At 61.1% G+C, this 10,253-nt stretch carries 11 protein-coding genes; 4 read left to right on the top strand and 7 right to left on the bottom strand.

Annotated elements, in window-relative coordinates:
• The 4 genes from WA943_RS02665 to WA943_RS02650 all read right to left on the bottom strand — a co-directional run.
• Positions 1–560, bottom strand: a 560-nt coding sequence (locus tag WA943_RS02665; RefSeq protein WP_424468288.1) for a hypothetical protein, incomplete at its 3' end; no start/stop codon positions are given.
• A 122-nt stretch (positions 561–682) separates the two neighbouring features.
• Positions 683–3,010, bottom strand: a complete 2,328-nt coding sequence (gene uvrB / locus WA943_RS02660; RefSeq protein WP_424468287.1) for an excinuclease ABC subunit UvrB — start codon at positions 3,008–3,010, stop codon at positions 683–685.
• Positions 3,011–3,077: 67 nt separating this feature from the next.
• Entirely contained in the window at positions 3,078–3,644 is a 567-nt protein-coding gene (locus WA943_RS02655) for a DUF805 domain-containing protein (protein ID WP_424468290.1), read from the bottom strand.
• 68 nt (positions 3,645–3,712) lie between these two features.
• Positions 3,713–4,609: a DMT family transporter gene (locus tag WA943_RS02650; RefSeq protein ID WP_424468286.1), complete on the bottom strand. Its 897-nt coding sequence runs from the start codon at positions 4,607–4,609 to the stop codon at positions 3,713–3,715.
• Between the two features lie 74 nt (positions 4,610–4,683).
• Here WA943_RS02650 and WA943_RS02645 point away from each other — a divergent pair, with 74 nt between their 5' ends.
• Both WA943_RS02645 and WA943_RS02640 read left to right on the top strand, forming a co-directional pair.
• Entirely contained in the window at positions 4,684–5,247 is a 564-nt protein-coding gene (locus WA943_RS02645) for a hypothetical protein (protein WP_424468285.1), read from the top strand.
• Positions 5,248–5,252: 5 nt separating this feature from the next.
• The gene (locus tag WA943_RS02640) at positions 5,253–6,035 is read left to right on the top strand and encodes a class I SAM-dependent methyltransferase (RefSeq protein ID WP_424468289.1); all 783 of its coding nucleotides are present in this window, start codon (positions 5,253–5,255) and stop codon (positions 6,033–6,035) included.
• A 3-nt stretch (positions 6,036–6,038) separates the two neighbouring features.
• Here WA943_RS02640 and WA943_RS02635 read toward each other — a convergent pair whose 3' ends face one another.
• The 3 genes from WA943_RS02635 to WA943_RS02625 all read right to left on the bottom strand — a co-directional run bounded on the left by WA943_RS02635 (position 6,039) and on the right by WA943_RS02625 (position 9,137).
• Positions 6,039–6,683, bottom strand: a complete 645-nt coding sequence (locus WA943_RS02635; RefSeq protein ID WP_424468284.1) for a TetR/AcrR family transcriptional regulator — start codon at positions 6,681–6,683, stop codon at positions 6,039–6,041.
• Between the two features lie 6 nt (positions 6,684–6,689).
• Positions 6,690–7,310 carry a TetR/AcrR family transcriptional regulator gene (locus WA943_RS02630; RefSeq protein ID WP_424468283.1) on the bottom strand — a complete coding sequence of 207 codons (621 nt, stop codon included), beginning with the start codon at positions 7,308–7,310 and terminating at the stop codon, positions 6,690–6,692.
• A 318-nt stretch (positions 7,311–7,628) separates the two neighbouring features.
• Complete coding sequence (locus tag WA943_RS02625) at positions 7,629–9,137, bottom strand: PLP-dependent aminotransferase family protein (RefSeq protein ID WP_424468282.1); 1,509 nt, start codon at positions 9,135–9,137, stop codon at positions 7,629–7,631.
• A gap of 107 nt (positions 9,138–9,244) precedes the next feature.
• Here WA943_RS02625 and WA943_RS02620 point away from each other — a divergent pair, with 107 nt between their 5' ends.
• Both WA943_RS02620 and WA943_RS02615 read left to right on the top strand, forming a co-directional pair.
• Entirely contained in the window at positions 9,245–9,424 is a 180-nt protein-coding gene (locus WA943_RS02620; RefSeq protein WP_424468281.1) for a DUF1272 domain-containing protein, read from the top strand.
• 13 nt (positions 9,425–9,437) lie between these two features.
• Positions 9,438–10,049, top strand: coding sequence for a pyridoxamine 5'-phosphate oxidase family protein (locus tag WA943_RS02615; RefSeq protein WP_424468280.1), 612 nt, complete (start codon positions 9,438–9,440; stop codon positions 10,047–10,049).
• Positions 10,050–10,253 lie beyond the last annotated feature (204 nt).

Genomic DNA, 10,253 nt, shown 5'->3' with positions numbered 1-10,253 from the left:
TAGTTGCCGGGATTGTTGGTGATCTGTCCGAAATCGACATGAAACACCTCCAGCAAATCCATCATCGTGCCGTGACTTAGCTGATTGAGAACGAAACAGGTCAGGATCGCGGGGCGGGGTGCCGCGACGATCTCGCCGCTGGAGATGGAGACGAAGGCGTGTTGGCTCGTATCGAACCAGTCGTAATAAATGCCCGAGAGATAAAGGCCGATTGATGGAACGACAAAGCCGAAGACGAGCAATGCCGCGAGCCGGGTAAGAAAGAAGCGCCAACGCTGGGCTCTGAAGTCCTTGATGCGTTCGCGCAGGTTGTCGATTGCCTTTTGCGTTCGCGGCTTGCGGCCTTTCTGCCGGAAAGCAAATTCGCCAAGTTCGATCTTTCGCAAATCGGACATCATTCGATAGGCGAGGTAAATCGAGTCGCCGAGGATGATGAAGGCAAAGGCGATCACATAGAGCCGCAGCGCCGCATCCGACTTTAGATAAGGCCATGCTATCGCCCACCAGAACTCGATCCGGTCGGCCGCCCAATAGAAATCGCGGTAGATGCTGTCATCCATGACTCTTCCCCCCAAAGAGCGTCAGGCGGAGCATCTTCTCTTGCGCGCACGGCGGGGCGCAAGTCGTGTTCTATCGCAGGCGTCGGAATTGATCGGGCCGTGGCGCTGACGAGACACAGCCGTCAGCGTTTCTTGCCTCGATACTTGTTCCCGCGCGTGCCCGGCTTGCCGCTCACGGAGCGGCCCTTGACCGGCGCGCTGGCGGCCACCTTGTCCTCGATGGTCGATTGCCGTGCCATCGGGTCGTCGGCAATGGCGAGTTCGGTCGCTTCGAGGCGTTTGATCTCGTCGCGCAACCGCGCCGCCGTTTCGAATTCGAGGTCGGCGGCGGCTTCCTTCATGCGGCGTTCCATGTCGGCGATATGGGCGCGCAGGTTGTGGCCGATGAAGGCCTGATCGGCATCGCCCGTGTCGACGCGCACATGGTCACGCTCGTAAACGCTTTCGAGGATGTCGCCGATATTGCTGCGAATGCTTTCCGGCGTGATGTTGTGCTCAGTGTTATAGGCGCGCTGTTTTTCGCGGCGGCGGTTTGTTTCCGCGATAGCGCGTTCCATCGAGCCGGTCATCTTGTCGGCGTAAAGGATCACGCGGCCGTCGACGTTTCGCGCCGCGCGGCCTATGGTCTGTATCAGCGAGGTTTCGGAACGCAGGAAGCCTTCCTTGTCCGCATCGAGGATCGCCACCAGCGCGCATTCGGGAATGTCGAGACCTTCGCGCAGCAGGTTGATGCCGATCAGCACGTCGAAGGCGCCAAGCCGCAGGTCGCGCAGAATTTCGATGCGCTCCAGCGTGTCGATGTCGGAATGCATGTAGCGCACGCGTATGCCTTGCTCATGCATATATTCGGTGAGGTCTTCGGCCATGCGCTTGGTCAGCGTCGTCACCAGCACGCGCTGGCCGTTTTTTGCGACCTCGTGGCATTCGGCGATCAGGTCGTCGACCTGCGTGGAGACGGGGCGGATGATCGTCGGCGGATCGATGAGGCCGGTCGGGCGGATCACCTGTTCGGTGAAGGCGCCTTGCGTCTGCTCCATCTCCCAGGGGCCGGGCGTCGCCGAGACGAACATCGATTGCGGCCGCATCGCGTTCCATTCCTCGAAACGCATCGGGCGGTTGTCGACCGCTGAGGGCAGGCGGAAGCCATATTCGGCCAGCGTCGATTTGCGCCGATAGTCGCCGCGAAACATGCCGCCGATTTGCGGCACGGTGACGTGGCTTTCGTCGGCAAAGACGAGCGCATTGTCGGGCAGATATTCAAACAGCGTCGGCGGCGGCTCGCCGGGTTTGCGGCCCGTGAGATAGCGCGAATAGTTTTCGATGCCCGCGCAGCTTCCCGTCGCCTCCATCATTTCGATGTCGAAGGTCGTGCGCTGTTCCAGTCGCTGGGCTTCAAGCAGTTTGCCCTGACCCTTCAGCTCCTGAAGCCGCACCTGCAGGTCGCGCGATATTTCCTCGATTGCCTGATTGAGCGTCGGCTTCGGCGTCACGTAATGCGAATTGGCGTAGAGCTTCACGCTCTCGAACTTGTTGGTCTTGTGCCCGGTCAGCGGATCGAATTCGGAAATCTCCTCGATCTCGTCGCCGAACATGGCAATGCGCCAGGCGCGATCTTCATAGTGAGCCGGGAAAACGTCGATGGTGTCGCCGCGCACGCGGAAGGTGCCGCGTCCGAAGGCGGCGTCGTTGCGCTTGTATTGCAGCGCCACGAGGTCGGCGATCAACTGCCGACGGTCGATCTTCTCGCCCACCTTCAACGAGAAGGTCATGGCCGAATAGGTTTCGACCGAACCGATACCGTAGATGCAGGAGACGGAGGCGACGATGATCACGTCGTCGCGTTCGAGCAGCGCGCGCGTCGCCGAGTGGCGCATGCGGTCGATCTGCTCGTTGATCGAGCTTTCCTTCTCGATATAGGTGTCGGTGCGCGGCACATAGGCTTCCGGCTGGTAGTAGTCGTAATAGGAAACGAAATACTCCACCGCGTTTTCAGGGAAGAAATTCTTGAACTCGCCATAGAGCTGCGCGGCCAGCGTCTTGTTCGGCGCGAGAATGAGGGCAGGGCGCTGCGTCCGCGCGATCACCTGCGCCATCGTATAGGTCTTGCCCGAGCCGGTGACGCCGAGCAGCACCTGATCGCGCTCGCCGCGCTCCACGCCTTCCACAAGCTCCGCAATGGCCGTCGGCTGGTCGCCTGCGGGTTCATATTCGGAAACGAGTTTCAGTGCCCTGCCGCCTTCGGATTTCTCCGGGCGTTCGGGGCGATGCGGCGCAAAGAGCGGCCAGTGTTCCGGGTCGCCTTGCAGCGCGCCTTGCCACTGATCGCGGTCTGCCACAGCGCTTGCGGGCACGAAGCTCGCGCCCGGCGCTTCGGCAAGGCCCTTCACCTCCTTGGATGAGAGGGGCTTGTCGGATGCGCGTCCGAAGGATTTGAAAGTATTGCGAGCCATGACGTCTAATATGGAGCGTCATGCGCACCAAGAAAAGGGCCACTCCGTCCGTTACGGCCAACCGGTGTCAGCTTTCGATTGGCTGCAGACTCGGATTGGGGGTTCTGCCGTTCGGCACCTGTGATCCGGGCGTACCCTCCATCTGGTGCATCATGAACGTGGTGAATTTGAAGACGGAATAGCCCCGCATCGCGATGATAAAAATTATACCGATGAAAATTAGCCAGCCGAGGCCGTTGCGCGGGGTGTCGGCCAGCGGATCGGTACCGAAGCGGTTGCTGCCCGGCGTACCTGCCACGCAGGTGAGTTCGATGGCGGGCCAGATGTTCAGGATCGGCACGAGGAAGAGAAGCAGAAACCAGCCGCTACGATCACGGTCATGGGCGCGCTTCACGGAAAGCGCGAGCCACGGCCAGAGCAAAATCAGGCCAACGAGTTTGATGAGGTTGATGTTTTGTACCTGCTGGAGCAACTCATCGGCCGTCATGCCGGGTGTCACTGGAATTTGCATCATGTAGTGGTAAGCCACATAGCCAAGAGCAGCATTCACCGCGGCGGCAAATAGCGTGAAGGCCCAGATGGGTCGCCGGTTGATGCGTCCCTCAAAGGAAACAAGAATGTTTGTCAGCCCCATCACGCCCTCCCGGCATTGACCTGCATGCATCCTGCCCGCTCAGCAGCGGTTGCGCCAGAGGTGGATGATCAGCGTCGCGCGTAATATAGCGGGCCGAGTTGCACCAGCAGCACGGCGGCGAGCACCAGCGCTGCGCCGAACCAGCCCGACATGCTCAGCCGGTCGCCGAGCAGCAGCGCGCCGAAGGCAGCGGCAAAGAGGCTTTCGGTCGAAACGAGAATGGCTGCATCGGATGGCGGCGTATACGCTTGCGCAATCGCCTGCAGCGTGAAGGCGAGGCCGCCTGAAACGATGCCCGTATAGGCCAGTTCGCGCCAGACCATCAGCGCCGCGTCCCAGCTCGGCGTTTCGAAGATGAAGCCGGCGGCAAGGCCCAGAGCTGCCGTCACGATATATTGCGTGAGTGCGATGGTGATCGGGCGGCGCAGATCGAGCGCCAGCGCGCTGAGCGCCAGAATTTGCACCGCCCAGAATACCGCACCGAACACGACCAATGCGTCGCCGCGATTGAGCCCGTCGAGACTGCCGCCCAGCAGAAACGTTCCGCCCAGCGACAGCACAGCGGCGGGCCATATGGCGGGGTGGAGCGCGGCAGGTGCCCGCAGGCCCGGCCAGATCAGCGCCGCGATGGCGGCAAAGGCCGGCACCATCACAACGTAGAGCGCCGTCAGGAAACCCGCATTGGTGACGCTGGTGCTCAGCAGCGCCATCTGCTGCGCTGCGCATCCGAGAAAAAACGCAACGCCGATGCCGATCAGGGCAGGCAGTCGCCCGCGCGGAATGGCCGGACCCGTTTTTGCTTCACGCAGCGCAAAGGGCAATACGGCGAGCGCCGCAAGCAGGAACCGCGCGCCGGTAAAAGTCAGCGGCCCCATATGCTCCATCGCCATCGCCTGCCCGACAAACGCCGCCCCCCAGATAAGCGCAATCGCAAGCAGCATCAGGTCGGCGGTGAGGCGGGTCATGGGAAAGCCGGAGAGGAGGGGATGGAATGGCGCAGGTCGCGGCAAAGCTATCATCATTGCGGAGAAATATACGAATGGGCGCGCCTCTCGTCTTCGCGCTTAACAAGCGGGTCCGGCTCTGCGATCCTTGGTGCATGACGAGCCAGCCGCCTTCATCGCTTTCCGCATCCGCCGCCGCGCATGCCCATTGGACGATCTACCTGCCGTCGATCGTGGTGGCGTTGGTGTGGGCTGGAATTTATCTGTGGGCCGTGTCGCATCAGCCGGTGCTGGGCGGGCTTCGTGCGGTTGCGCTGGTTGTCGAGGCCTTGGGCGTGCCGCTCTTGCTGTTTTTTGCCGCCGTGCGGGCGCGTGTGCTGGCGGTCGAGGTTCGCATGCGGGACGATGGGCAGGTTGAGCTTTATGCGCGGTCGGGCTTTGCGCGACCGAAGGAGATTCATATAGGCGCGCAGGAGATCGCCGCTGTACATGTTCGCCGCTCGCTGCCGCAGAAGTTTTTTGGCGGTGGCGCGCTTGTCCTGAAAACCTTGTCGGGCGACAGCCTCTGGTTCACCGATCTCGATCAGCCCGACGCGATTGCGCAGGCGCTGACCCGGCCGGTGAATGACAAATTTGGAACCGTGGAGAAACTTCGTTGAGCAGCATGATCGAATTTGACGAGGCGGCGGCGCGGGCCGTGGAGGCCATGTATCTGACGCCCGACGTCGTGGGGCAGCGCGCCCGCGTCATCGAGATGCTCAGTCCGCGTCCCGGCGAGCGCATTCTCGACATTGGTGTCGGCCCGGGCCTTCTCGCGCATGATCTTGCGCGCATGGTGGGCGATACCGGGCGCGTTGTCGGCCTCGATGCTGCGCCCGCCATGCTCAAGATGGCGCGCACGCGGCTTGCGGCTTTGCCGCAGGCCGAATGCGTCGAGGGCGATGCGGCGCGGCTCGACTTTGCCGATGCGTCGTTCGACGCTGTCGTCTCGACGCAGGTTTACGAATATGTCGCGCCCATCGCGCGGGCGCTGTCGGAGCTTCATCGTGTGCTGAAGCCGGGCGGGCGGGCGGTCATTCTCGATACGGACTGGCGCAGCATCGTCTGGCATTCGAGCGATGAGGCACGCATGGGACGCGTGCTGTCCTGCTGGGACGGGCATCTCGCCGATCCGCATTTGCCTGCGACGCTCGGGCCTTCGTTGCGTCGTGCGGGCTTCACGGTCGCCCGCGTCGAAATCGTTCCGATGTTTTCCGCGCATTGGCAGCCGGTCAGTTATGCCGGCGGCATCATGCGCTCCATCAGAAGCTATGTGCAGGCGAATGGCGCCAAGGTCGGCCTTGGCGGAGATGAAGTTCAGGCCTGGTATGACGATCAGTTGCGACTGGCCGAGCGCGGCGAATTTTTCTTCAGCGTCAATCGCTATGCCTTTGTCGCGACGCGCTGACGTTTACATGCCGTAGCGCGTCAGGAAGACCGCGACGATTTCGCGGATTTGCTCGTCGGTGTTTTCCGGCGCCACGAAATTTGCGTCGAAAAGCGCGGGCCAGACAAAGATCTCCTTCATCATGCCGGCGACGAACATGGCGCTTATTTTTGTGTCATGCGGCTTCAACTGACCCTGAGCGATCAGATGGTCGAAGACGCTGGACACAAAAGCGCGGCGTCCGCCGATGACGTCTTCATATGTCTTGCGGGCGAGCAGCGGCGCAACCGGCACCTCGCCGATGACGAGGCGCAATAATGCATTCATCTTCTGGTCGAACTGCATGACGAGAAAAAGGCGCGCCGCCGCACCGAGCTGTTCCGCAAGCGGTGCTGTGGCGGGCAATATTGCCAAGTCTTCGACGTCCAATTCGCCAGCTTCTTTCACCACGGCAGAAAAAAGCGCTTCCTTCGATCCGAAGTGTTTATAGAGCGTCGCAGTCGACACATCCGCTTCGTGAGCGATCTCGGTCATGCCCGCATGCGTATAACCTCGCTCCAGAAAGATATGGCGGGCCGCCTTCAATATCGCGGCATGCTTTGTTTCGATGACGCCGCGTCGATATCTCTGAAGCCCCGACGCAGTTTCGTTGCCCACTATTTCTTGCATTTGAGTTCAGACTCCGTAACGGGCGAGATATAAATCGATCGCTTCGTGGATGATCACGTCGGTGTTTTCGGGAAGTTTGGCGTCCGCATCGAAGAGGGCAGGCCAGATGAATGCTTCCTTGATCATGCCGGAGATGAAACTCACACCCATCTCCGTGTCGTGCGGTCTCATCAGCTTGCGCTCGATCAGATGGTCGAAGACCACTTTCAGGCCGGCGAAGCGACGCCTGACAATGGTCTCATATGTGTCGAGCGCAATTTTCGGCGTCGTCGGAACCTCGGCTATAACGATGCGCAGCAATGCGTTGCCGCCCTGGTCGAATTGAACGCGCAGATAGTTGTGCGCCATCTTCAGAAACATCTCGCGTATGTCGATGTCGTTATAGTCTGCGAAGTCGGGAAACTCGCCGCCGATATTGCCATAGGCGTCGTGCACCACGGCGGCGAAGAGTTCATCCTTGGATGAGAAGTGCTTGTAGAGCGTGGCGGTTGAGACATCCGCCTCGCGTGCGATGTCTGCGACGGCCGCGCGGCTGAAGCCGTTTTTCAAAAAATTCTCTCGCCCGGCTTTCAGTATGGAAGCCCGTTTGGTTTCGCTTACTGTGCGCCGATACTGTTCAAGGCCCAATTTAAAACCTTCTGACCAAATTCGTTCGTTCGTCTCATTACTACGTGACGATTACATGTTTGGTTCAAGGACAATCTGCGATTTTAGAAAAGAAAGATGACGATTCGATTTTATAGCGGCATGGGGCGTCCTTGTTTCGAGTATTGAGGAATGACAATTACTCGCATCAGGAAGTCAGCATGCGGAGAACATGGCGCAGATCAAGGTGTTCCGGCTGCGTCATACCTGCAGGCGTGGTGCATGTCGCACCACTCGGTCGGCAGGTGCTGTCGCAACCAGAAAATGCAACCAGATCAGCAATAAACGAGTACGCGACCATCAACGATGCGCAGGCACACCCGCTTTGCGAAAGGCGATTGCAAGCCTACGCGCTGCACTGATAATGCGCTTTTCCGGGATGGCTGAAAAGCCCAAGTAGAGCCCGTTACGCATGCAATCGCTTAAATAGTAGGCAGAGAGAGCGGTGACGTGAGTGTCATTTTCATTCGCGATTGCCGCCGCGCTTTTATCGTCGGCGTCGTCGGCAAGCCAGGCGACGAGCTGCATGCCGCCATCGCCGGGCGCCGCTTTGAGGAATTCCCCGAGTTCCGTTTCGATGGCGCCGATCAGGCAGGCGCGGCGCGCGGCATAGACGGCGCGCATGCGGCGGACATGCGTTCCGTAATGCCCTTCCTCGATGAAATCGGCCAGGGCCGCCTGAATGGCTGGCGGCGGCACGTGTCCGGTGATGCGGATGGCGGTGCGGAATGCGTCGATCAGGGCGTCGGGCACGATCAAATATCCGACCTTCAGTGAAGGGAAGAGTGTCTTGGCAAAGGTGCCCATATAGAGGACGCGGCCTGAGCGATCGAGGCCTTGCAGAGCGGCGAGCGGGCGGCCCGTATAGCGATATTCGCTGTCGTAATCGTCTTCGACGATCCAGGCGTTTTCGGCGCGCGCCACTTCGAGCAATTGCAGGCGGCGTTGCAGCGAGAGGGTGACGCCCAGCGGATATTGATGTGAAGGCGTGACATAGATCAGGCGGGGGTGGGGTTCGAGGGCCATGCCTGCATCGACGTCGATCCCGTCGCCATCGACCGGCACGGGAACGATCGCCGCGCCTGCGCCGAGGAATGCGCCGCGCGCGCCGAGATAGCCCGGATCTTCCAGCCAGACGGCATCGCCCGGATCGACGACCATGCGCGCGGCCAGATCGAGCGCGGCCTGCGCGCCTGCGGTGACGATCACCTGATCGGCAGTGCAGACGACGCCGCGCGCGGCACCGGCATGGGCGGCAATCGCCTCGCGCAAGGGGCGGTAGCCTTCGCCGGTTTCATAACCGAACAATCCGTTGCGCGGATCGCGGGCGCGGCGCGCGACAAGGCGGCTCCACAAGGTTGCCGGAAACTGGTCGATGGCTGGAAGCCCGTGCTGAAAGGCAACCGCTTCGCCTCGTTCATAGCGCGGTGCGCTGCGCTTGACGGAGGAAAGCTGTCTGCCGCGTTCGGACAGCGCGTTGCTTGCTGCCGATTTGACGCTGCGGGGCTGTCCGCTCGTCTTGCCGACTTCGAGCAGCCGGTCGGGAAGCAATGCGGCGACTCTCGTGCCTACGCCAACCTGACCTTCGAGATAACCTTCGGCGGCAAGTTGCTCATAGGCCGACAGCACCGTGTTGCGGCCGACGCCGAGATCGGTGGCGAGGAGGCGCGAGGATGGAAGCCGCGCGCCGGAGGCCAGCCGCCCGTCCAGAATGGCGCCGCGCAATCCGTCATAGAGCTGGCGGTAGAGCGGCGTCGCCGCGTCAGGATCGAGATGAAGTGTGCCGAGGGGCAGGGGCGAGCGAAGCATGGCGGACTGTCCTGGCAGTTTGCATGGCTCCATTATATTGGATGAAGTGGACCTTTTGACAGGTCCATTTTCTGGCAAGCTTCAGCGCCCATGAACAGGAGTGCGACATGCTTGAGATGAAGGCCGAATGCGAAAAATGCCATGCGGCAACGCCCAAGGCGGGCGAGGCGCGGATTTGCAGTTTCGAATGCACCTTTTGCCCCGACTGCGCGTCGGCGACGAGCGACACCTGCCCGAATTGCGGCGGCGAGCTTCTGGCGCGGCCGAAGCGGACGCTCGAGGTCTGAAAGGAAGGGCGAGATGAGCGACTATGAGACGGCGGCAGCTCATCGCGTACGGCAGGTCGCAAATCGCGGGTGTTACGACCGCGAGACTGTGCATGCCATTCTCGATGCGGGCTTCGTCGCGCATGTCGCCTTTGTCGGCGAGACGGGGCCGGTGGCGCTGCCGATGTTTTATGTGCGCGATGGCGAAAGTGTTCTGCTGCATGGCTCGCGCAAGAGCCGTTTCATGCGGGTGCTTGGAACGGGCGCGCCGCTTTGCCTGACTGTCACCCTGCTCGATGGGCTGGTGCTGGCGCGATCCGCCTTTCATCACTCGATGAATTATCGCTCCGTCATGGTGCATGGCGTCGGCATATCTCTGCCTGCAGATGAAAAGCCTGCGGCTCTCGATCTTTTTACCGAGCGTGTGATGCGCGGCCGCTCGCGCGAGGCGCGTGCGCCCAATGCACAGGAGCTGAAAGCGACAGAGGTTTTGCGCGTGGCGCTTGTCGATGTCGTGGCAAAGCTTCGCGAAGGCGGGCCGAATGACGATGCGGAAGATATGAACTGGCCCATATGGGCGGGCGTCATTCCGATTGAACAGAGGATGGGCGAGCCGGTCGAGTGGCGCGCGCCGAAAGCGAGCTGAAATGTATATGCGGTCGTGGATCGTCATTGCGAGCCCGAAGGGCGTGGCAATCCACCTTGCGGCGAAGGAAGAGTGGATTGCTTGCCTGCTTCGCGCCTCGCAATGACGAATATTTCATTGTCATCCCGGGACTTGTTCCCGGGATCCATGGCTGTCGGCGGTGGGGGCGGGAAGATGGGTCCCGGGACCAAGTCCCGGGACGAC

The sequence above is a fragment of the Parvibaculum sp. genome (assembly GCF_049651025.1).
Classification (GTDB): Bacteria; Pseudomonadota; Alphaproteobacteria; order Parvibaculales; family Parvibaculaceae; genus Parvibaculum.
Note: the sequence above shows the minus strand (reverse complement) of the source record. Positions and strands in the feature narration are given on the sequence as shown.

What these genes read in the sequence shown, in the direction of transcription:
- WA943_RS02615 (WP_424468280.1), top strand. Translation starts at nt 9,438, where the DNA reads ATGAGCGACTATGAGACGGCGGCAGCTCATCGCGTACGGCAGGTCGCA.
- WA943_RS02635 (WP_424468284.1), bottom strand. Translation starts at nt 6,683, where the DNA reads ATGCAAGAAATAGTGGGCAACGAAACTGCGTCGGGGCTTCAGAGATAT.
- WA943_RS02625 (WP_424468282.1), bottom strand. Translation starts at nt 9,137, where the DNA reads ATGCTTCGCTCGCCCCTGCCCCTCGGCACACTTCATCTCGATCCTGAC.
- WA943_RS02620 (WP_424468281.1), top strand. Translation starts at nt 9,245, where the DNA reads ATGCTTGAGATGAAGGCCGAATGCGAAAAATGCCATGCGGCAACGCCC.
- WA943_RS02645 (WP_424468285.1), top strand. Translation starts at nt 4,684, where the DNA reads ATGGGCGCGCCTCTCGTCTTCGCGCTTAACAAGCGGGTCCGGCTCTGC.
- uvrB (WP_424468287.1), bottom strand. Translation starts at nt 3,010, where the DNA reads ATGGCTCGCAATACTTTCAAATCCTTCGGACGCGCATCCGACAAGCCC.
- WA943_RS02655 (WP_424468290.1), bottom strand. Translation starts at nt 3,644, where the DNA reads ATGGGGCTGACAAACATTCTTGTTTCCTTTGAGGGACGCATCAACCGG.
- WA943_RS02640 (WP_424468289.1), top strand. Translation starts at nt 5,253, where the DNA reads ATGATCGAATTTGACGAGGCGGCGGCGCGGGCCGTGGAGGCCATGTAT.
- WA943_RS02650 (WP_424468286.1), bottom strand. Translation starts at nt 4,609, where the DNA reads ATGACCCGCCTCACCGCCGACCTGATGCTGCTTGCGATTGCGCTTATC.